Source organism: Micromonospora lutea (assembly GCF_016863535.1).
In the GTDB taxonomy this organism is placed as follows: Bacteria; Actinomycetota; Actinomycetes; order Mycobacteriales; family Micromonosporaceae; genus Micromonospora; species Micromonospora lutea.
The window spans coordinates 138937-160767 of sequence record NZ_BOPB01000011.1; the positions used below are offsets into that span (position 1 = coordinate 138937).

General features: G+C 70.7%; 19 protein-coding genes. 4 read left to right on the plus strand and 15 right to left on the minus strand.

Annotated elements, in window-relative coordinates; all coding sequences use genetic code 11:
* Nucleotides 1-46: 46 nt before the first annotated feature.
* Nucleotides 47-1225 (plus strand): DNA integrity scanning diadenylate cyclase DisA, encoded by a 1179-nt coding sequence (gene disA, locus Vlu01_RS12115; protein ID WP_203997827.1) that lies wholly within the window; start codon nucleotides 47-49, stop codon nucleotides 1223-1225.
* A gap of 37 nt (nucleotides 1226-1262) precedes the next feature.
* Here the strand turns inward: disA and Vlu01_RS12120 are convergent, their stop codons facing one another.
* From Vlu01_RS12120 to Vlu01_RS12130, 3 genes are all read right to left on the minus strand, one after another.
* Nucleotides 1263-1994, minus strand: a complete 732-nt coding sequence (locus Vlu01_RS12120; RefSeq protein ID WP_203997830.1) for a hypothetical protein — start codon at nucleotides 1992-1994, stop codon at nucleotides 1263-1265.
* A 137-nt stretch (nucleotides 1995-2131) separates the two neighbouring features.
* Nucleotides 2132-2725, minus strand: coding sequence for a peptide deformylase (locus tag Vlu01_RS12125; RefSeq protein WP_373307361.1), 594 nt, complete (start codon nucleotides 2723-2725; stop codon nucleotides 2132-2134).
* Nucleotides 2722-3234, minus strand: a complete 513-nt coding sequence (locus Vlu01_RS12130) for a glycine cleavage system transcriptional repressor (RefSeq protein WP_203997833.1) — start codon at nucleotides 3232-3234, stop codon at nucleotides 2722-2724. The genes Vlu01_RS12125 and Vlu01_RS12130 overlap by 4 nt, the downstream gene beginning before the upstream one ends.
* Before the next feature lie 95 nt (nucleotides 3235-3329).
* Here Vlu01_RS12130 and Vlu01_RS12135 point away from each other — a divergent pair, with 95 nt between their 5' ends.
* On the plus strand, nucleotides 3330-4232 hold the full coding sequence (locus Vlu01_RS12135; RefSeq protein ID WP_203997836.1) for an iron-sulfur binding domain-containing protein: 903 nt from the start codon (nucleotides 3330-3332) through the stop codon (nucleotides 4230-4232).
* A 40-nt stretch (nucleotides 4233-4272) separates the two neighbouring features.
* On the opposite strand, the gene Vlu01_RS12140 is transcribed toward Vlu01_RS12135, so the two are convergent.
* The 11 genes from Vlu01_RS12140 to Vlu01_RS12190 all read right to left on the minus strand — a co-directional run bounded on the left by Vlu01_RS12140 (nucleotide 4273) and on the right by Vlu01_RS12190 (nucleotide 17319).
* Nucleotides 4273-4926 carry a C39 family peptidase gene (locus Vlu01_RS12140; protein WP_203998254.1) on the minus strand — a complete coding sequence of 218 codons (654 nt, stop codon included), beginning with the start codon at nucleotides 4924-4926 and terminating at the stop codon, nucleotides 4273-4275.
* A 397-nt stretch (nucleotides 4927-5323) separates the two neighbouring features.
* Nucleotides 5324-7858: an ATP-dependent Clp protease ATP-binding subunit gene (locus Vlu01_RS12145; RefSeq protein WP_203998258.1), complete on the minus strand. Its 2535-nt coding sequence runs from the start codon at nucleotides 7856-7858 to the stop codon at nucleotides 5324-5326.
* Between the two features lie 440 nt (nucleotides 7859-8298).
* Nucleotides 8299-8649, minus strand: a complete 351-nt coding sequence (locus tag Vlu01_RS12150) for a histone-like nucleoid-structuring protein Lsr2 (RefSeq protein ID WP_308440940.1) — start codon at nucleotides 8647-8649, stop codon at nucleotides 8299-8301.
* A gap of 114 nt (nucleotides 8650-8763) precedes the next feature.
* A complete protein-coding gene (lysS, locus tag Vlu01_RS12155) occupies nucleotides 8764-10272 on the minus strand; it encodes a lysine--tRNA ligase (RefSeq protein ID WP_203997839.1) in 1509 nt (502 codons plus the stop codon).
* Nucleotides 10273-10551: 279 nt separating this feature from the next.
* Nucleotides 10552-11310, minus strand: a complete 759-nt coding sequence (locus tag Vlu01_RS12160; RefSeq protein WP_203997842.1) for a type III pantothenate kinase — start codon at nucleotides 11308-11310, stop codon at nucleotides 10552-10554.
* A gap of 19 nt (nucleotides 11311-11329) precedes the next feature.
* Nucleotides 11330-12226: a carboxylating nicotinate-nucleotide diphosphorylase gene (gene nadC, locus Vlu01_RS12165; protein WP_203997845.1), complete on the minus strand. Its 897-nt coding sequence runs from the start codon at nucleotides 12224-12226 to the stop codon at nucleotides 11330-11332.
* On the minus strand, nucleotides 12223-13917 hold the full coding sequence (locus tag Vlu01_RS12170; RefSeq protein ID WP_203997848.1) for an L-aspartate oxidase: 1695 nt from the start codon (nucleotides 13915-13917) through the stop codon (nucleotides 12223-12225). Before Vlu01_RS12170 ends, nadC begins: the two co-directional genes overlap by 4 nt.
* Before the next feature lie 61 nt (nucleotides 13918-13978).
* A complete protein-coding gene (locus Vlu01_RS12175; RefSeq protein ID WP_203997850.1) occupies nucleotides 13979-14875 on the minus strand; it encodes a septum formation family protein in 897 nt (298 codons plus the stop codon).
* Between the two features lie 131 nt (nucleotides 14876-15006).
* Nucleotides 15007-15441: an aspartate 1-decarboxylase gene (gene panD, locus Vlu01_RS12180; RefSeq protein ID WP_203997853.1), complete on the minus strand. Its 435-nt coding sequence runs from the start codon at nucleotides 15439-15441 to the stop codon at nucleotides 15007-15009.
* A 28-nt stretch (nucleotides 15442-15469) separates the two neighbouring features.
* Nucleotides 15470-16318: a pantoate--beta-alanine ligase gene (panC, locus tag Vlu01_RS12185; RefSeq protein WP_203998261.1), complete on the minus strand. Its 849-nt coding sequence runs from the start codon at nucleotides 16316-16318 to the stop codon at nucleotides 15470-15472.
* A 38-nt stretch (nucleotides 16319-16356) separates the two neighbouring features.
* On the minus strand, nucleotides 16357-17319 hold the full coding sequence (locus tag Vlu01_RS12190; RefSeq protein WP_203997856.1) for a Rossmann-like and DUF2520 domain-containing protein: 963 nt from the start codon (nucleotides 17317-17319) through the stop codon (nucleotides 16357-16359).
* A 541-nt stretch (nucleotides 17320-17860) separates the two neighbouring features.
* Here Vlu01_RS12190 and Vlu01_RS12200 point away from each other — a divergent pair.
* On the plus strand, nucleotides 17861-18877 hold the full coding sequence (locus tag Vlu01_RS12200; protein ID WP_203998264.1) for an SAM-dependent methyltransferase: 1017 nt from the start codon (nucleotides 17861-17863) through the stop codon (nucleotides 18875-18877).
* Between the two features lie 37 nt (nucleotides 18878-18914).
* Complete coding sequence (locus Vlu01_RS12205; protein WP_203997859.1) at nucleotides 18915-20096, plus strand: NADH-quinone oxidoreductase subunit D; 1182 nt, start codon at nucleotides 18915-18917, stop codon at nucleotides 20094-20096.
* Between the two features lie 32 nt (nucleotides 20097-20128).
* Here the strand turns inward: Vlu01_RS12205 and Vlu01_RS12210 are convergent, their stop codons facing one another.
* A complete protein-coding gene (locus tag Vlu01_RS12210) occupies nucleotides 20129-21772 on the minus strand; it encodes an NACHT domain-containing protein (RefSeq protein ID WP_203997862.1) in 1644 nt (547 codons plus the stop codon).
* Nucleotides 21773-21831 lie beyond the last annotated feature (59 nt).

Consider the following 21831-nt stretch of genomic DNA (forward strand, 5'->3'; position numbering starts at 1 on the left):
GTAACCGCGAGAGCACCCACCGCAGGGCAGTCCGTAGACTGTGCGCGTGCCGATCGACCGCGAAACCACCAAGCCTGCCGGCGCGACACCCCACGCCCGCACCGGTGCCGTGGGATCGCCGGCCCGACCGATCAGCGTGAGCGTGACCGGAGGCGGCGTGGTCGGCGACCCGCTGCGCGCCAACCTGGCCCTGATGGCACCGGGCACCGCGCTGCGGGACGGGTTGGAGCGGATCCTGCGGGGTCGGACGGGTGCGTTGATCGTCCTCGGCTACGACAAGGTGGTCGAGGGCCTCTGCACGGGTGGCTTTCCGTTGGACGTCGAGTTCTCCGCCACCCGGGTCCGCGAGCTGTGCAAGATGGACGGCGCGGTCGTGCTTTCCAGCGACGGCACCCGGATCGTTCGCGCGGCGGTTCACCTGATGCCCGACCCGACCATCCCGACCGAGGAGTCCGGCACCCGGCACCGCACCGCTGAGCGGGTCGCCCGGCAGACCGGCTACCCGGTCATTTCGGTCAGCCAGTCAATGCGCATCATCAGCCTCTACGTCAACGGCCAGCGGCACGTGCTGGACGACTCGGCGGCCATCCTCTCCCGAGCCAATCAGGCGCTGGCCACGCTGGAGCGTTACAAGCTCCGTCTGGACGAGGTGTCCGGCACCCTCTCCGCCCTGGAGATCGAGGATCTGGTCACCGTACGAGACGCGGTGGCTGTGGTACAGCGACTGGAGATGGTCCGCCGGATCGCCGACGAGATCGCCGGTTACGTGGTGGAGTTGGGCACCGACGGGCGGTTGCTCGCCCTGCAACTGGACGAGTTGATGGCCGGCGTCGACGCCGATCGCACCCTGGTCATTCGGGACTATCTCCCCGTCGGTCGCAAGTCCCGGACTCTCGACGAGGCGCTTGTCGAGTTGGACCTGCTCAGCGCCACCGAGCTGATCGATCTGGTCTCGGTAGCCAAGGCCATCGGCTACCCGGCCGCCTCGGACGCGCTGGACGCGGCGGTCAGCCCTCGTGGGTTCCGGCTGCTGGCCAAGGTGCCTCGACTTCCGGCGGCCGTGGTCGACCGACTGGTGGTGCACTTCGGCAGCCTGCAACGGCTGCTCGGGGCCACGGTGGAGGATCTTCAGGCGGTCGAGGGCGTCGGCGATGCCCGGGCCCGGGGCGTACGTGAAGGGCTGTCCCGGCTGGCCGAGGCGTCCATCCTGGAACGTTACGTCTGAGCGGCTCTGCGGAACCCGGGACGAAGCGAGGCGTCGATCACCTGAGGACCAGCTTCGCGGGCTGACTCAGCTTGGTGCCCACTCGGGCGAACACCTCGTACGTTCCGGCGGGCACAACGGGTCCGTTCGCCACGCCGTTGGCGCACCGGCTGCTGTCCCTGCCGTTCCAGTTGACCTGGTAGGAGCGTTCGAAGCCGGGAGTGAAGGACTGCACGTCCGAGCCGGCGGCCGTGCCGCAGGTGTCCGAGGACCAGACCACCTCCGCACCCGCCTTGATGTACAACTCCTGAGCGGTGGCACCGACGTCTCGGCTGCACGTCCGGTCCGACCTGTTACGGACCTTCAGGTTCAGGTCGACGGTGGCCCCCGAGGCGGCCTGCGCAGGCAACGCCACGGCGGTCACCGAGAGTTCGGCGTCGGCGCAGTTTCCCTCGTCCACGACCGGGTTGACCGCAGGCGGATCGTTGCTGAGGCTCGGCCCGCCGGCCGGAGTGGACGAATCGACCTCGTCCCCGGGGGTGGAAGGATCGGCGCCGGCATCACCGGACGGCGGTGAACCGGTCTGCGGGGTGAGCACCGAGCCCGTTGGATCCGGCGTGCCGGTCGCTACGCCCGGATCGGGCTGGCCGTCACCGGTCGCGTCGTTGCCCCCATTGGGCCCGTTACACGAGTAGAGCAGGACAATCAGGAAGAGCAGCACCGCACCGAGCACAACGGCGCGACGCCGCCAGTACACGGTGGGAGGCAGGGGGCCGACCGTCAGACGCATGATGTCTCCACCGTAGCGGCGGCAGGTCCGGCGGGCCGCAGCGACGCGCCGTGGCACACCCGACCCATCCGATCCGACCCTCCACTCACGACGGTTCGCCTCGACGACGGTCACTCAACGCAACTGTCCGCGCCGGCTCAGAGGTAGACCTTTCGCTGGTAGATCGCGTGTGCACCGGCCACCCGATCCAGGAACAGCAGGCCGGAGCAATGGTCGATCTCGTGTTGCAGGGCCCGCGCCTCGAAGCCGTCCGTCACCAGGCGTACGGTTTCGCCACTGCCAGGCAGCGCACCCTCCACCACGAGCCGGCTCGCGCGCTTCACGTCACCGGTCAGGTCCGGTACCGACATGCACCCTTCCCGGCCCGCCTTCCACCTCGTCGCCTCGATCACCCGAGCGTTGCAGAGCACGAAGGCACCGTGCCCGGTGACCGTCTTGGGGTGCCCGGTGACGTCGACCGCGAAGACCTGTGCGCTCACCCCGACCTGTGGGGCAGCCAGGCCCACGCAGCCGGGCGACACCCGCATGGTGGCGACCAGGTCGGCGGCGAGTCGCACGGTCTCCTCGGCGGTCGGGTCGACCTCGCTTCCCGGCCGGCTGAGCACCGGGTCCGGGGCGGCGACCACCGGGACGACCCGACCGTCGCCGAGCGCCCCTGGCACCCAGTCACCGAGACCCACGTACCCCTCGGAACACGCTTCCAGGTGCGGTCCGTCCGGTGCGCCGCTCACAGCAGGTCCGGTACGGCAGGCCGCAGGGTCACCTCGACACCGAGCCCGGCGGCGGCCTCGGTCAGCCGCCCGGCGAGCGTGTCGGCGGTACCCGTGGGCAGTTCCACCTCGGCGACCACCACGTAGAACGCCCCCGCCAGGCGGGTGCTCAGGTCGGTGACGTTGCCGCCGGCATCAGCCACCACCCGGGTCATCGCGGCCACGATGCCCATCCGGTCGGCACCGTGGACCGCCATCACGTACGGTTCACCGGTCGTTGTCGTCCCGCCGTCGGGTGTCACCGCGCGTACGGTGGCCAGCAGTTGACCGTCGGCGGCCAGCGGCGCCAGCGCGGTCTCGACCTCGGCGGCGGCCGGGCCGACGCAGATCAGGGTCATCGCGAAGTGCCCCCGCAGGCGGGTCATGGTGCTGTCGGTCAGGTTGGCTCCGAGCCGGGCGAGCACCTCGGCGACGTCAGCCACGATGCCGGGCCGGTCCCGGCCGATGACGGTGATCGCAAGCTCGTTCATCCGGGCATTCTGCCCGATCGTCACAGGCTGTCGGTGTCGGCCCACCCCACCGTCCAACCGGCGGGATCTGCGTGCGTGACATCATCGGCGACGCGATGACAGAAACCTCTTTCGCCGGCCGGGTGAGCCGGTGGTACGAGCAGCACGCGCGGGACCTGCCGTGGCGCCGGCCCGAGGTGAGCCCATGGGCGATCCTGGTCAGCGAGGTCATGCTTCAACAGACCCCGGTCGTCCGGGTGGTGCCCGCCTGGCAGGCGTGGCTGGAGCGCTGGCCGACACCGGCCGCCCTGGCCGGGTCCAGCCCGGCCGAGGCGATCCGGATGTGGGGGCGGCTCGGCTATCCGCGCCGCGCGGTCCGGCTGCACGAGTGCGCAACGGCCATCGTGGAACGCCACGGCGGTGCAGTGCCGGACCGGCTGGAGCACCTGCTCGCGCTGCCCGGCGTCGGCACGTACACCGCTCGGGCGGTGGCCGCCTTCGCGTACGGCCAGCGTCACCCGGTGGTCGACACGAACGTACGCCGGGTGGTCTGCCGGGCGGTTGCCGGTGAACCGGACGCCGGCCCGACCACCCGGCCCGCCGATCTGGTCGCCGCCGAAGAACTCCTGCCCGCCGAGCCGGCTGCGGCGGCCCTGGCCAGCGCCGCCATCATGGAACTGGGGGCGGTCGTCTGCACCGCCCGGTCCCCTCGCTGCGACGCGTGCCCGGTCGAGTCGACCTGCGCCTGGCGCGCCTCCGGGCGTCCCGCTCCGGCCGGTCCGACCCGCCGGCCTCAGCGGTACGCGGGCACCGACCGCCAGGTACGCGGCCTGCTGCTGGGGGTGCTCCGGGAGGCCACCGGACCAGTGCCGCACCAGCGCCTGGATCAGGTCTGGGCGGACGACGTGCAGCGCGCACGGGCACTCGCCGGGCTGGTCACCGACGGGCTGGTCGAGCCGGTCGGTGAGACCTCGTTCCGACTGATCGGGGACGGCCCCCCGGCACCAGTGGCAGGTTGAGGGCCGGCCCGCTCGGGCCGGCCCTCGCGATCACCTCGACTCAGGCGGAATAGCCGCGGCTGGCGATCCAGTCGGCCAACGCGTCGGTGCTGATCCAGTACTCGGACCGCGCGGCGTCGGCCGAGTCAGCGATCTTCATCTGGTCACCACCGTCGCGGTAACCGGTCACCGCGATGTAGTGACCGCCGTCGAAGGTGTGGCTGCCTCCACCGAGATCAGTGGCGGTGCCGACGACGTTGGCCACCACACCCCGTCCGTGGTCGATGGCGCGGACCACGTCCTCACGCAGCCGGTCGGTCTCGGCGCGGTCGGCGCTCTGACCGGGAATCTCCACCGTGCGGTAGACGTCCTTGCCGGCCTTCCGGTTGAGCGCCTCGGTGATCAGGTACGCCGAGTCGGTGCCTCGCTCGGTGGTGCCCATCTCCCGGGCCAGGTCGTCCTGCGAGACTTCCTTGTTCAGAATGCTCAGCGTGTTACGTACGGCGGCCGGGCCGCAGTAGTAGAAGTTCGGCTGGGCCTCGTAGCGGACCTTCAGCTGTCGCTCGCCCTTGCCGTGCCCGCGCTCGGCCACGGCGCCCAGTGGGTTGGCACTCGGCGGAGCGGCCAGCGCGCCCACCGGGCCGGCGATCATTCCACCGGCGCAGACGGCACCGGCGGCGGTCAGGGCAGCCTTGCGGATCGGACCAGTCATGATCGTTGCCTTCCGTCTCGGGGGATCGACACGACACCAGGAGAGGGAGGATGCGGATACCGCGTCGGAGGGCGGCGCGGGTGCGCCTGCCCGGGTCTGCAACGACCTCGGCGAGCCCGGCATTTCCGGGTGCTGGAAGCACAGGCCGTCGCGGTTACTCCTCGTACAACGGCCACCAGGACCGGTCCATGCCCGGGCAAACCGTGACCGCCGTCACGACAATCCACACCAAAACGGACAGGGGACCCAGGTGGCGACGTTCACAAACACACCGCCCTCCGGCCGGCAACGCCGACCAGACCTACGCTCGCGGCACTCGGCGCTAGTGCGGACGACCCCACAGACGGCGGCGGCCCGGTGGCATTCGCCACCGGGCCGCCGTCTCGCTTTGGCTGACTACCTACTCGTCCGCGCCCGCAGGTGCCGTCGTACCGCCGAGGTCGGCCGGCACAGCGTCCGGCACCTCCACCGGCCGGTCAGACCCCTTGAAGACGAGCTTGGCCTTGTCGATGTCGTTGGGATCGCCTTCGCAATCGACGACGATGATCTGGCCCGGGGTGAGCTCGTTGAACAGGATGCGTTCGGAGAGGTTGTCCTCGATGTCACGTTGGATGGTGCGGCGTAGTGGACGTGCGCCGAGGACGGGGTCGAAGCCCTTCACCGCCAGGTACTTCTTGGCGTTGTCGGTGAGTTCGAGGCCCATGTCCTTGTTCCGCAGCTGGGTTTCGATGCGGGAGATCATGATGTCGACGATCGACAGGATCTCGTTCTGGCGCAGCTGGTGGAAGACGATGGTGTCGTCGATCCGGTTGAGGAACTCAGGCCGGAAGTGCTGCTTGAGTTCGTCGTTGACCTTCTGCTTCATCCGGTCGTAGTTCGACTCGGAGTCCTCCGAGGCCTGGAAGCCCAGCGAGACCGCCTTGGCCACGTCCCGGGTACCCAGGTTCGTGGTCAGGATGATGACCGTGTTCTTGAAGTCCACGATCCGGCCCTGACCATCGGTGAGTCGACCGTCCTCCAGAATCTGCAGCAGCGTGTTGAAGACGTCCGGGTGAGCCTTCTCGATCTCGTCGAACAGCACCACACTGAACGGCCGACGCCGCACCTTCTCGGTCAGCTGCCCACCCTCGTCGTAGCCGACGTACCCGGGCGGAGCACCGACGAGCCGGGAGACCGTGTACCGGTCGTGGAACTCGGACATGTCCAGCTGGATGAGGGCGTCCTCGCTACCGAACAGGAACTCGGCGAGCGCCTTGGACAGCTCGGTCTTACCCACACCCGACGGGCCGGCGAAGATGAACGAGCCGGACGGACGCTTGGGGTCCTTCAGGCCGGCCCGGGTACGCCGGATCGCCTTCGACACCGCCTTGACCGCGTCCTCCTGGCCGATGACGCGCTTGTGCAGCTCGTCCTCCATGCGCAGCAGGCGCGAGGTCTCCTCCTCGGTCAGCTTGTAGACCGGGATGCCCGTCCAGTTGCCCAGCACCTCGGCGATCTGCTCGTCGTCGACCTCGCTGACGACGTCCAGGTCACCGGCCTTCCACTCCTTCTCCCGCTGCGCCTTCTGGCCCAGCAGCTGCTTCTCCTTGTCGCGCAACTGCGCGGCGCGCTCGAAGTCCTGCGCGTCGATCGCAGACTCCTTGTCGCGGCGCACCTGGGCGATGCGCTCGTCGAAGTCGCGCAGGTCCGGCGGCGCGGTCATCCGGCGGATCCGCATCCGGGCACCAGCCTCGTCGATCAGGTCGATCGCCTTGTCCGGCAGGAACCGGTCAGAGATGTACCGGTCGGCCAGGGTGGCGGCGGCGACCAGCGCGGCGTCGGTGATCGACACCCGGTGGTGCGCCTCGTACCGGTCCCGCAGGCCCTTCAGTATCTCGATCGTGTGGGCCAGCGAGGGCTCACCCACCTGGATCGGCTGGAAGCGGCGTTCCAGCGCGGCGTCCTTCTCCAGGTGCTTGCGGTACTCGTCCAGCGTGGTCGCGCCGATGGTCTGCAGCTCGCCACGGGCCAGCATCGGCTTGAGGATGCTCGCCGCGTCGATCGCACCCTCGGCGGCACCCGCACCCACCAGGGTGTGAATCTCGTCGATGAACAGGATGATGTCGCCCCGGGTGCGGATCTCCTTGAGCACCTTCTTCAGGCGCTCCTCGAAGTCACCGCGGTACCGGGAGCCGGCCACCAGGGCACCCAGGTCAAGCGTGTACAGCTGCTTGTCCTTCAGCGTCTCCGGCACCTCGCCCTTGATGATCTTCTGGGAGAGGCCCTCCACCACGGCGGTCTTACCGACACCGGGCTCACCGATCAGGACCGGGTTGTTCTTCGTCCGGCGGGAGAGCACCTGCATCACCCGCTCGATTTCCTTTTCCCGCCCGATCACCGGGTCGAGCTTGCCCTCACGGGCCGCCTGGGTCAGGTTCCGGCCGAACTGGTCCAGCACCAGGCTGGTCGACGGGGCGGCCTCGCCCGGCGCAGCGCCCGCCGCGGCCGGCTCCTTGCCCTGGTAGCCCGACAGGAGCTGGATCACCTGCTGACGGACCCGGTTCAGGTCGGCGCCGAGCTTCACCAGCACCTGCGCGGCGACGCCCTCACCCTCACGGATCAGACCCAACAGGATGTGCTCGGTGCCGATGTAGTTGTGGCCGAGCTGCAACGCCTCACGTAGCGACAGCTCCAGCACCTTCTTGGCCCGCGGCGTGAACGGGATGTGCCCACTCGGCGCCTGCTGACCCTGGCCGATGATCTCCTCAACCTGTTGGCGGACGCCCTCCAACGAGATCCCGAGGCTCTCCAGGGCCTTGGCCGCGACGCCCTCGCCCTCGTGGATCAGGCCCAACAGGATGTGCTCCGTACCGATGTAATTGTGGTTGAGCATCCGGGCCTCTTCCTGGGCCAGGACGACAACCCGTCGCGCTCGGTCGGTGAACCGCTCGAACATGCCCTCGTGCTCCTCACGTGCCGTGCGCACTCGATCTTGGTGGTCAAGATTCTCGGCGGGGCCGGATACGCGAGCGCCCGGGACGGGCGTCCGCGCCTCATTACTCTATCGCCGCGAGCCGACTCGGCTGACCTCGTGTGTCTGCGTCGTAGGCCCGGTACGCGTCGTTTTGCACAACCATCCACGCTCAACGGGTGTTCCGGGCATGGTCTGTGTACGCGCAGAGCGAAATTCGGCCCGGCGGTCGGACCTCCGGGGACACCGCACGGGGCGCCCCGGCCCGGGGATCAGCACCCCCAGGACGCCATCCACAGGCTGTGGACAACACATCCACCGGCTGTGGACAACGCGCGGTACGCCCCGGAACAGTCCCGGCGACGACGACGCCGGCCCGGAGAGTCTCCGGGCCGGCGTCATGACGATGACCGTACGTGCCAGTCTCAGTGACCGGCCTTCGAGTGGTACTCGTCGACGATCTCCTGGGGAATCCGACCCCGGTCCGAGATGTCTTTGCCCGCCTTACGCGCCCAGGCTCGGATGGCCTTGTTCTGCTCACGGTCGGCCGTGGCACCGCCCCGACCACGGGCGGCCCGACCGCCCACGACCACACCGCCGCGACCCACCTTCGTGCCGTGAGCGATGTACGGGGCGAATACGTCGCGCAATTTCTCTGCGTTCGAACCTGACAGGTCGATCTCGTACTGAACTCCGTCGAGCGCGAACTTGACGGTCTCGTCCGCGTCCCCGCCGTCCAGGTCATCGACCAGCTTGTGAATGATCTGCTTGGCCACGTCCCACATTCCTTTCGAGCAGGGTAGCTCCTGCCAACTGCAGAAGCACAATAACCCGTCAGATGCTTGTCACGTCAATAGGATGCGGTAACGAGGCGCAAAGTTTCCGTACGACTACTCCGCGCGGACCAACGGGAAGAGGATGGTTTCCCGAATTCCCAGGCCGGTCAGCGCCATCAGGAGGCGGTCGATTCCCATTCCCATGCCACCGCAAGGTGGCATTCCGTACTCCATCGCCCGGAGAAAGTCCTCGTCCAGTCGCATCGCCTCGTCGTCACCCCGAGCGGCCAGTTGCGCCTGAGCCACCAGCCGTTCCCGCTGCACCACCGGGTCGACCAGCTCGGAGTAGGCAGTGCCCAACTCGAAGCCGAGCACGTACAGGTCCCACTTCTCGGCCAGGCCCGGCTCGCTGCGATGGGACCGGGTCAGCGGACTGGTCTCCTCCGGATAGTCCCGGACGAAGGTGGGTGCCTCCAGACCGGGTACCACCAGTTCCTCGAAGAGTTCCTCCGCCAGCTTGCCCGGCCCCCACTTGGGGTCGACCGCCAAGCCCACCTTGTCCGCGTACTCGACCAACCGAGCGGGCTCGGTGTGGACCGTGACCTCCTCTCCGAGCGCCTCGGAAAGCACGCCGAAGAGCGTGACCGAACGCCACTCGCCACCGAGGTCGAACTCCCGTCCGTCCGCGTGGGTGACCACCGTCGATCCGGAGACGGCGATCGCCGCCCGCTGGACGAGATTGCGGGTCAACTCGGCCATCGTGTTGTAGTCCCCGTACGCCTCGTACGCCTCCAGCATGGCGAACTCGGGTGAGTGCGAAGAGTCGATGCCCTCATTACGGAAGTTGCGGTTGATCTCGAAGACCCGCTCGACGCCACCGACGACGGCGCGCTTCAGAAACAGTTCCGGAGCGATTCGGAGATACAGATCGGTGTTGAGTGCATTGCTGTGGGTCACGAAAGGACGGGCCGCCGCGCCCCCATGGAGCAACTGCAACATCGGGGTCTCCACCTCAAGGTAACCCTCGCCGTGCAGCGAATCACGCAGACTGCGCAACGCCGCCGCCCGGGTACGCACCATCTGCCGCGCCTGCGGACGGACGATCAGGTCGACGTAGCGCTGCCGGACCCGGGCCTCCTCGCTGAGCGGCTTGTGCGCCACCGGAAGTGGGCGCAACGCCTTGGCGGTGACCGCCCACTCCTCGGCCAGCACCGACAACTCGCCCCGACGGCTGGTGATCACCTCCCCGGTGACCCCGACGTGGTCGCCGAGATCCACCAGGCGCTTCCAGTCCTCCAGTCGATCCGCGCCGACCCGGTCCAGCGACAGCATGGCCTGCAGCTCGGTGCCGTCGCCGTCGCGGAGCGTGACGAAACAGAGCTTGCCGGTGTTCCGCACGAAGATCACCCGGCCGGTGACCGAGGCACGGTCGCCGGTGGCGGTGTCCGTGGGCAGATCCGCGTAGCGCTCGCGCAGTTCCCGCAGGGTGCTGGTACGCGGGTAGCCGATCGGATACGGCTGCACACCGTCGGCGAGCATCCGGTCCCGCTTCTCCCGGCGGACCTTCATCTGCTCGGGAAGGTCGTCGGCGGGGTCGACTGGCACGGGGCTCTGTTGGGTCACGGCACGCTTCCTCAGCGGGAGAATTCGGGCGGGGTCAGGCCCCGAGCGTACTCAAACACCTCAGCGACCGTTACCGGATAGTCCCCCGCCCAACCCGAGCCCACCGTTGCAGGCTCCGCCGCCCCCGTCACCCCGACCACCCACCACCACAGACCACCCCCAGCGGACGGATGGCGAATGCCCCACGAGGTTTCCGGGCAGCCCGACCGGCGCAGGGATCAAGCCTGACCGCCCGGAGCCGGTCGGGCTGCCCGGAAACCCCACCACGAAGAGCAAAACTCAGAGGTTCCGCTCGTACACCATGCGCAGCCCGATCAACGTGATCATTGGCTCGTGATGCGTGATCGTCCGGCACTCGTTGAGCACCAGTGCCGCCAGCCCGCCAGTAGCGATCACCGCCTTCAGCTCTCCCATCTCGGCGGCCATCCGCTCGACGATCCGGTCCACCTGACCGGCGAACCCGAAGTAGAGGCCCGCCTGGAGGCACTCGACGGTGTTCTTGCCGATGACCGAGCGGGGCCGGGTCGCCTCGACCTTGCGTAGCTGGGCGGCGCGAGCGGCGAGCGCGTCGAAGGAGATCTCGATGCCAGGGGCGAACGCACCACCGAGGAACTCGCCTCGGGCGCTGATCACGTCGAAGTTGGTGGTGGTGCCGAAGTCGACGACGATCGAGGGACCGCCGTAGAGGGTGTACGCGGCCAACGTGTTGACCACCCGGTCCGCACCGACCTCCTTGGGGTTGTCGATGGCCAGTTGCACCCCGGTGCGTACGCCGGGTTCGACGATGACGCTGGGCAGCTCCCCGTAGTAGCGGGTCAGCATGGTCCGCAGCGAGCGCAGGGCCGCCGGGACCGTCGAGCAGGCGGCCACGCCGGTGATCTCGACGGCGTCGCCGGCAAGCAGCCCCCGGAACATCAGACCCAGCTCGTCGGCGGTCGAACGGGCGTCGGTCTTGATCCGCCAGGAGTGCACCAGCTTGTCACCGTCGAAGGTCGCCAGCACGGTGTTGGTGTTCCCGATGTCGATGCAGAGCAGCACGCACGCAGCCTAGACGGGTTCACTCGGTACGCAGGTCCAGGGCGATGTCCAGGATCGGTGAGGAGTGCGTGAGCGCGCCGACGGAGAGGAAGTCGACGCCGGTCGCGCCCACCGCCGCCGCGTCGGCGAGGGTCAGCCCGCCGGTCGCCTCCAACTCGGCCCGGTCGCCGACGGCGGCGACCACCTCGGCGAGCAGCGCCGGGGGCATGTTGTCCAGCAGGAGAAATCTGGCCCCGGCCTCGACCGCCTCCACCGCCTCGGCGAGGGTGTCCACCTCCACCTGCACCGGCACCTCCGGGAACGCCTCTCGGACCCGCCGGTAGGCGGCGGCCACACCGCCCGCCGCGAACTTGTGGTTGTCCTTGACCATGGCGACGTCGTGCAGGCCCATCCGCTTGTTGGTGCCGCCACCGGCACGGACCGCGTACTTCTCCAGGGCACGCAGCCCCGGCGTGGTCTTGCGGGTGTCCAGGACCATCGCCTTGCTGCCGGCCAGCGCGTCCGCCCAGGCCCGGGTGTGGGTGGCCACCCCGGACATCCGGCAGAGCAGATTGAGGGCGGTCCGTTCGGCGGTGAGCAGCACCCGGGTGGGACCGTAGACCGTGGCCAGCACGTCCCCTCGGGCCACCCGTTCGCCGTCGTGCGCCACCAGCGAAACCTCGACGGTACGCCCGATCCCGCTGCCCCCGGCGGCCAGCTCGAACACGGCGGCGGCGACGGCCAGTCCGGCCACCACGCCGTCGGCGCGGGCCACCACGTCGGCGGTGCCCGTCTGCGTCGCCGGGATGGTGGCGGCACTTGTCACGTCCAGCCCGTCCGGGCCGAGGTCCTCCGCGAGCGCGTTCTCAATGATCCGGCGCACCTGGTCCGGGTCCAGCCCGGCCGCGCGCAGCATCCGCTCCGTCTCGTCGGTCATCGCGTCTCCTCCCACCGGGTGGTCAGCTGTCCCTGTTCGCTGACGGCACCGACCAGGTGGCCGTGCCACCGCTCATCGGCCTCCGGGAAGTCCTCCCGCCAGTGGCAACCCCGGGTCTCCTGGCGGGCGTAAGCCGCGGCGACCAGCGTGGCCGCCACCGTCAACAGGTTCGTCGCCTCCCAGTCGGCGGTACGTGGTGTGCCGCGAGCGACACCCAACTCGATCAGGTCAGCGGCGGTCATGGCGAGCGTCGCGGCCGAGCGGAGCACCCCGGCGCCCCTGGTCATCGCCCGCTGCAACACCGGCGTCGTCGTGGCCGGCAGCACCCAGCCGCCCGCCCCCCGCCACGCCCCGGTGTCCGCCGGGCGCGCCTGCTCGGGCAGGCCGGAGGCGATGTCGTCGGCGATCCGTCGGGAGAAGACCAGCCCCTCCAGCAGGGAGTTGCTGGCCAGTCGGTTGGCGCCGTGCACGCCGGTGCAGGCGACCTCGCCACACGCGTACAGGCCGGGAATGGAGGTCCGGCCGCGCCGATCGGTGCGGACTCCACCGGAGGCGTAGTGCGCGGCCGGCGCCACCGGGATCAGGTCGGTTCCCGGGTCGACGCCGATGGCCAGGCACGACGCGACGATGGTGGGGAATCGTCCGGCCAGGAAGTCACCGCCGAGGTGGCGGGCGTCGAGGTAGACGTGATCGTCACCGGAGGCGAGCAGCACCCGGTGGATGCCTTTGGCGACCACGTCCCGTGGTGCCAGCTCGGCCAGTTCGTGCTGGCCCAGCATGAAGCGCTTGCCGTCGGCGTCCACCAGGTGCGCGCCCTCGCCCCGCAACGCCTCGGAAACCAACGGCTGCTGGGCGTGGCCGGCACCGGGCATCCGGGAGTGCTCAGGCACGATCAACGCGGTCGGGTGGAACTGTACGAACTCGACGTCGGTGACCGCCGCACCGGCCCGCAGGGCCAGAGCGACCCCGTCGCCGGTGGAGACCGCCGGGTTGGTGGTGGCCGCGAAGATCTGCCCCATCCCCCCGGTGGCCAGTACGACCGCCCGAGCCAGCAGAGCACCGACGCCGTCCTCGCTGCCTTCGCCGAGCACGTGCAGCGTGACTCCACACACTGCGCCGAGTCCACCCGGGCTGTCGCCGGGAGCTCGGAGAAGATCCAGCACCAGGGCGTGCTCGACAAGCCTGATCCACGGGTCGCGCCGAACCGCGTCGTGCAGCGCCCGCTGCACTTCCGCACCCGTCGCGTCGCCGCCAGCGTGCACGATGCGGTCGGCCCGGTGCCCGCCCTCCCGGGTCAGCATCAACGAGCCGTCGTCGTGGCGGTCGAACTCGGCGCCGAGGCGCATCAGTTCCCGCAGCCGGGTCGGCCCCTCCTCCACCAGCACCCGGACCGCCGCCGGGTCGCAGAGGCCCACGCCGGCGATCTCGGTGTCGGAGGCGTGCATGGCCGGAGTGTCGGCCGGGTCGAGCACTGCGGCGATACCGCCCTGCGCCCATCTGGTCGATCCCTCGTCGATGTCGACCTTGGTGACCACGGTGACGTGCAGGCCCGCCTCGCGCAGATGCAGTGCGGCGGTCAGTCCGGCCACCCCGGAGCCGACCACGATCACATCGGTGGTCTCCACCCAGCCCGGCTCCGGAGCGGCCAGCCGGGTCGGCAGCGCCGGCAGGCCGACGGTCGGTAGATCCATGCCCACAGTCAACCCGAATGCCTCTCGCCCCGGGCGGCGGGGGCGCGACGAGTGGTTCCGACTACTTCGTCCGGACCGGGAGTCCAGCGGGACCGGTGCCCTTGAGCGTCCCGGTCACCCGACGGTCGCTGAGCCACAGATAGCAGCGGATCCCCCGGTCCCCCACCCGCCACCGGCCGGCGCTGGGTGGACGCACCACCACGTCGGTACGGAAGACCAGGGCGTTGTCATCCGGCACACCAGCGAAGCGGGCCAGGATCGAGCGACAACCGGCGTAGAAGGGCGCCCACTGTGCGCTACGCGTCGGGTACGGGCGATCCGGTGCCGACCAGACTCCGGCGAACTCGGCGTCATGGCGCTCGCTGCACGCCACCGGGACCAGGGTCTGCACCACACCCCCCTGGCCGGTACGCGTCTGCTGACAGCTCAGACGCAGCGCCGAAGCCGTCTTGAGCACGTCCCGCAGCGACCCGGTACGCAGCACGACCCGGGCGCCCGCTTCCACCGTGCTGACCTCCATCAGGTCGCAGCGGTACCAGCGTGAGCCGGCCGCCCAGCCCGGCTCGGACGGCACCGCTACCGCCAACCGGAGCCGCCCGGCCCGCCAGTTGTCACCGACGTAGCCGTTGGCCCGGTTGTCGCACTCGGCGAAGGCGGTCCGCAGTTCCGCCGAACCGGTGGGCGGCGGCTCGTTGCGTGCCGCGGGGAGGGTGCCGACGTGCACCGTCTCCACCCGGTGCGGTGCGGCGCAGTCCACCGGCGCGTACGCCCCGAGCGGCACCACTTCGGCGAAGTCGGCCTCGTGACAAACGCCGGCGGCCGGGGTGAAGGGCCCGGGCGGCGGCAGCGCGCCCCAGTCGTCGACCAGGTTGCCGTCCAGCCCTCCGGTCGACCCGCAGCCGGCCAGCAGCGCTGCCACGAGGATGGTCGTGACCAGGGTTCTCGTCGCACGCTGCATGGTGCCGCCTCCCCAGTCAGCGGCCGTCCCCCGACGGCGCCTCCAGGGTAACCAGAAATGACCTTCCGGTGACAGACCGGAACCATGGCTCGATCGTCGTGACGGCCAGGACCCGTCTCGCCTTCACCGCCCTACTGCCGGTCGCTCTGCACCGACAGGGGGTTGGGCACCGGGGCGCCGGCGGTACCGGGCGCGGCGGTCGACGGGTCGGCACCGAGGTCGACGACCCGGTTGTCCGCGTCCACATGCACCACCCGAGGGCGGTACGTGCGGGCCTCGGCATCGTCCATCTGCCCGTACGAGATGAGGATGACCAGGTCACCCGGCTGCACCAGGCGGGCAGCGGCACCGTTGATACCGATCACGCCGCTGCCCCGCCGACCCGGGATGACATACGTCTCCAGCCGGGCACCGTTGGTGATGTCGACGATCGCCACCTGCTCGCCAGGCAGCAGGTCGGCGGCATCGAGCAGATCCTCGTCGACGGTCACCGAGCCGACGTAGTGCAGGTCCGCCTGGGTCACCGTGGCCCGGTGGATCTTGGACTTGAGCATCGTGCGGAACATCGGGATGCCTTTCGCGGGGTACGGATGGTCAGGAAGCCGGGTCGAGCAGGACCGGAGCGTTGTCGATCAGCCGGGTGTCGCCCACCCAGGCCGCCACGAGCAGCCGGGCGGGACCACGGACCGGCCCGGGCTCCAGGTCCGGATCGGTGAGCACCAGGTAGTCGAGCCGCGCTCCCGATTCGCCGGCACCAAAGGCGACGTGCGCCGCGGTCAGGACCGCCGCGGCGTCGCAGCCGGCCGAGGCGGCCTCCGCACCGGCTCGCAACGCCCGGGACAGGCTCAGCGCCACCGACCGCTCGGCCGACGAAAGGTAGCGGTTGCGGCTGGACAGCGCCAACCCGTCCGGTTCCCGGACCGTGGGCACCCCGATCACCTCGACCGGGACGTCCAGGTCCCGGCACATCCGCCGGACCAGAGTCAGCTGCTGGTAGTCCTTCTCGCCGAAGAAGGTCACATCGGCGCGGGTGAGCTGGAGCAGCTTCAGCACCACGGTGAGCACGCCGTGGAAGAACCCCGGCCGGCTCAACCCCTCCAGGTCCTCGCCGAGCGGCCCCGGATTGATCCGGACTGTCGGCTCGCCGCCGGGGTACATCTCCGCCACGGAAGGCGCGAAGACCAGGTCTGCGCCGGCCCGCCGGCACACTTCAAGATCAGATTCAAGGGTACGCGGGTAGCGGTCGAAGTCCTCGTTCGGCCCGAACTGCAGCGGATTCACGAAGATCGTCACGATCACGTGATCGGCTCGCGCTCGCGCCTCCCGCAGGAGCGTCTCGTGCCCCTCGTGCAGGGCACCCATGGTCATCACCACCCCCACCGTCCCGGTACGGGCGGCTCGCGCCCTGGCCAGGTCGGCACGGGTGTGCACCAACTCCGTCACGTGCTCCACCTCGCTCGACACCTGCCCTCCCCCGGCGGTCACGCCGCCACCCCACTCCGGTACCCGTCCAGGACACCGAGCAGTGCCGCCGCGTCGGCCGGACGCAGCCGGCCGGCGGCGACGGCCCGGTCGGCGGTACGCCGGGCCAGGACGACGTAGGGCTCGACGGACTCGGGCGCGGTGGCCGCGAGCTGCGCCAGGTGTCGCCGCACCGTTCCCGCGTCACCACGGGAGACCGGCCCGGTCAACGCGTCGTCGCCGAGCCGCAGCGCGTTCTCCAGCGCGGCACGCAGCAGCGGGGCGAGCACCTTCTCGGGCTGACCCACCCCGGCGTCACGCAGCCGGTCGGCCGCCTCGTTGACCAGGGTCACCAGATGGTTGGCGCCGTGCGCCAGCGCCGCGTGGTACAGCGGCCGGTCCGCCTCGGCAATCCACTCGGGCACCCCGCCGAGGTCGACCACCAGCCGGGCGGCCAGCGGGCGCAGGTCGGCCGGCGCGGTCACCCCGTACGAGATGCCGGGGAGTCGGCCGAGGTCGTCGGGCGTACCGGCGAAGGTCATCGCGGGGTGCAACGCCAACGGACGGGCACCCGCCGCGCTGGCCGACGCCAGCACCGCCAGGCCGTGCGCTCCCGACGTGTGCGCGACCACCTGGCCGGGACGCAGTGCGCCGTCGGCCACCAGACCAGCCACCACCCCGGCCAACGCGTCGTCCGGCACGGTGATCAGCAGCAGGTCGGTGGCGGCCCGGGCGACCTCGACGGCCGGACGGCGGGGAACGGTCGGCAGAAGCAGTGCCAGGCGGGCCCGGGAGGCACCGGACGCTCCGCTGGCGGCGGCCACCCGGTGGCCCGCAGCGGCCAGCGCGGCACCCAGGGTGGCACCCACCCGTCCGGCACCGATGATGCCGACGGTGAGCATGGTAGGGATGGCGACCTGGCCCGATGCCACGGTCGCGGGCCGCCGACCGGCGGCCGAGTGAGTGCGCAGCGGTGCGCTCATGTCACGATCCAGTCCTCGAGGCGGGGTACCGGTCGGGGCAAGTATGCGTCGCAGACGCGGATCTGAAACAAGGATGTGTGAAATCGTTCACCGGCGTGAGGAGGGGCCGATGTCGATGTCCTGGCGGAATGCGATGCGACGAGCCCTCTACGGCCCCGACGGCTTCTTCGTCTCCGGCGCGGGCCCGGCTGCCCATTTCCGCACCAGCGCGCACGCGTCCCCGATCTTCACCTCGGCACTGCTCCGGTTGATCCACCACCTCGACGCCGCCCTGGGCCACCCCGACCGGTTCGACGTGGTGGACGTCGGGGCAGGACGGGGTGAGCTGCTGTCTGCTCTCGCGGTGGGGGTTTCCGGGGAGCCCGCCCGCTCCGGGCTCGCCCTGGGGGTTTCCGGGGAGCCCGCCCGCTCCGGGCGGTCAGGCTTGATCCCTGCGCGGGCGGGCTCCCCGGAAACCCTGACCACCACGGCCGCCCCCGGCACCACGCCGGGTGGTGTCTCGTCCGGGTCCGCCGATGCGTCGCCCGTCGCGCCGGTTCCGCTGGCTCGGCGGGTACGGTTCACCGCCGTCGAACTCGCCCCGCGCCCCGCCGACCTCCCTGACCAGATCACCTGGACGAACGAGATCCCCACCAGCATCACCGGCCTGCTCCTGGCCACCGAATGGCTCGACAACATCCCCCTCGACCTCGCCACCCACACCGACCACAACTGGCACTACCTCCTCGTCGACCCCACCACCGGCACAGAGACAACCGGCGAACCGGTCAGCCAGAACGACGCAGCCTGGTTGACCACCTGGTGGCCCCTCCCAACCGGCCAAGGCCCCGGGACGCGGACTTTCGTGGACGGCCTGGATCTCGCACCGCAGACCGCAACGGACGGGTCCGGCACGACCACGTCGGGTTTCCGGGCAGCCCGGCCGGCGCAGGGATCAAGCCTGACCGCCCGGAGCCGGTCGGGCTGCCCGGAAACCCCCACGGACCGCACCCCCACAGACCGCACCCCCACAGACCGCACCCCCACGGACCGCACCCCCACGGACCCCGCCCTGTTGAGAGAACGCGCGGAGATCGGGCGGACCAGGGACGAGGCGTGGGCTGACGCGGTGGGCCACGTCGACCGAGGGCTGGCGTTGGCCGTCGACTACGGCCACCTACGTGTGGAGCGGCCGATCGACGGGACCTTGACCGGGTACCGGGGCGGGCGGCAGGTGCCACCTGTGCCGGACGGCTCCTGCGACGTCACCGCGCACGTCGCCATCGACTCGGTCGCCTCCGCCGGTGAGCGTGTCGCCCGGTGTGCGTACGTCCTGACCTCGCAGCGGGAGGCGCTCCGAGCGCTCGGGGCCGACGGCGGGCGACCGCCGCTGAGCCTGGCCTCCGCCGACCCGGCCGGTTACCTGCGGGCACTGGCCAGCGCGTCGGCGGTGGCCGAGCTGACCGACCCGGCCGGCCTCGGCGGCCACTGGTGGCTGTGGCAGCCGGTCGGCCTGCCCGCCGACCGGCTGCCCTCACTCGCAGCTCTGGCCGAGAGTGTCGACGGGTCGCGCGGCTGACGGGCGACCGCCGCCCGCAGCGGTGGTTCATGGCACGATGGCGGGCATGACCACGGGCGATCTGCGCGAGCTGACCGTCGGCACCGGAGCCGGGCTGGTGGCGGGCACCGGCGGGGAGCAGCTCGGCGCGGACATGGTGCTGAACATCGGGCCGCAGCACCCGTCCACGCACGGCGTGCTGCGACTCAAGCTCGTTCTCGACGGCGAACGGGTGCTCTCCGCCGAACCGGTCGTCGGCTACATGCATCGCGGTGCCGAGAAGCTCTTCGAGGTACGCGACTACCGGCAGATCATCGTGTTGGCCAACCGGCACGACTGGCTGTCGGCGTTCGCCAACGAGCTGGGCGTGGTGCTCGCCGTGGAGCGGCTGATGGGCATGGAGGTGCCCGAACGTGCCACCTGGCTACGGATGGCGCTCGCCGAGTTGAACCGGGTGCTCAACCACCTGATGTTCCTCGGCTCGTATCCGCTGGAGATCGGCGCGATCACACCGATGTTCTACGCGTTCCGGGAACGGGAGACACTCCAGGCGGTGATGGAGGAGGTCTCCGGCGGACGGATCCACTACATGTTCAACCGGGTGGGCGGCCTGAAGGAGGAGGTGCCCGCCGGCTGGACCGGACGGGCCCGGACCGCCATCGGGGAGGTGCGGCGACGCATGCCGGACCTGGACAACCTGATCCGGCGTAACGAGATCTTCCTGGCCCGCACCGTCGGGGTGGGGGTGCTGTCGGCAGCCGACGCGGCCGCGTTCGGTGCCTCCGGGCCGGTCGCCCGTGCCTCCGGGCTCGACCTGGACCTGCGCCGGGACGAGCCGTACCTGGCCTACGACCAGCTCGACGTGCCGGTGGTGACGAAGACGACCGGCGACTGCCACGCCCGCTTCGAGGTCCTGCTCGACCAGGTGTACGCCTCGCTCGATCTGGCGGAACAGTGCCTGGACCGAGTCGACCGGCTGACCGGACCGATCAACACCAGGCTGCCCAAGGTACTCAAGGCGCCCGAGGGACACACGTACGCCTGGACGGAGAACCCGCTCGGCATCAACGGCTACTACCTGGTGTCCCGGGGTGAGAAGACGCCGTGGCGACTCAAACTGCGCACCGCCTCGTACGCGAATGTGCAAGCCCTGGCCACCCTGCTGCCCGGTTGTCTGGTGCCGGACCTGATCGCCATTCTCGGTTCGATGTTCTTCGTGGTCGGCGACATCGACAAGTGACCGCCACCCCGCCGGCACCGATCGCGCCAGGGTCAGCGCCAGCGGTCAGCGCCGCCGTCGTACGCTGCCGGACCGTAGCCAGGCTCCTCCATGTGGTGTCGTCGGCCGTACGGCTCCCCGCCGGGACGCTGTCCCCGCGCGGGTCCGGGCTGGTAGCTGTGCGCCGGCTCCGACGGGTAGCCGCGCACCGGTTCGGGCTGCTGCCCGCGCGCGGGTTCGGATTGGTAGCCGCGCTGACGCGGCGGGCGCCACTCCTGCGGCACCGGCACCCCACCGGCGGGCAACGCCGGACGGCTCTCCGGCTCACCCCAGCTGTCCCGCCACGCATCGTCGCCCGGGACATCCCGGCGTGGCTCGTCGCGGCGTACGCTCGCCCAGCGGTCCTCCACCCGGTACTCGGTGCCAGCCGGATCGGCGTGCAGCTCGGCCCGGCGCTCGCCGACGCGCAGCTCGCGGCCACGGTCGTCGTCGCGTACCGCCGCCCAGCGGTCGCCGGCCCGTAGCTGCGACCAGTACTCCCCGGTGTCGTCCGCCCGATGTGCCGGGGCCGCTGGCACCGGTTCGGCGGGGGCTTCCCAGTGCTGGCCACCCGAATCCCAACCCCGGTCGTCGCCCGAGCCCGCCCAGTCACGACCGTCCCGGTCGGTCGAGGGTCCGTCCGGGTAGCCCGGGGCACCGTCGCGGGCCGTGGACCAGTCCTCCTGCCCGGCGGCCCAACGGCTCTGCTCCCGTGGTGGTGACCAGGCGCGTCCCTGTTCCTGGGGCGAGTCGGACCAGGACCGTTCGTCGTGGCGCTCGCCAGCCGACCAGCGGCGACCCTCGTCCCGGCGGGAACGGTCGTCCCCCTCGGACCAGGAGTCGTCCCGATCGGTGCCGTGTCCGCCTCGGCCACGCTCCTCGGCCGGCGTTCCCGACCACGCCGACGGGTATTCGCCGTACCGGCCGCCGGACTCGCCCACGATCGTGTGCCGGGTGGTCACGTGCACGGTCTCGGTGTGCCGGACCACTCCGAGCGGTCTCGGCCCCGGCTCCCCCGGGTGGTTGTCCTGCTGCGGGCGGGTCGGCGATCCGTAGACGCCGGCAGAGCCGCTGGCCGGGTGGTCGTTGCTGGGCCCGGATCGCTCCCCGCCGTACCCGCCGGTCGGGCCGTGACCGGGCTGGGGCGTGCCGTACACCCCGGTCGGTGCGGCCGGCCGTTCGGATTGCGGGGACCAGCCTGTCGGTGCGGCCGGCCGTTCGGATTGCGGGGACCAGCCTTCCGGTGCCGGTACCCGGGCCCGGCCCGGGCCGGACGGCTCGTCGTTGGCGACCGGGGCGACGCCGCCCGAGTCGACCCGTCGGCGCAGTCCGGCCAGCGCTTCCTGGACCCGCTGGGCCTCGTCGAGTGCCTGGTTACCGCGCTGGGCGGCGGCCAGGATCTCACCGCGCAGTTCCCGCCGCAGCTTGTCGACCTCCTCGCGGAGTTCCTCGGCGTGCTGCCCGCCGCCATCGGTGCGCAGCGCGATGGAGAGCCCGATCAGCACCACGGCCATGATGGCCAGCACCGCGGCGAATCGCAGTGGCCCGTTGCCGTCAGCGACCAGCAGTATCAGCGCCGCGACGGGAGCCAGGGCCACACCGCCCCAGAAGAGCACGGTGAGCAGCTTGTGCGGGTCGGCGGGCACCGGGGCGGGCATGGGTCCGCAGCCTACCGAGAGTTGCGTCACGTGGGAACGGCTCAACGGCAGGTCGCCGT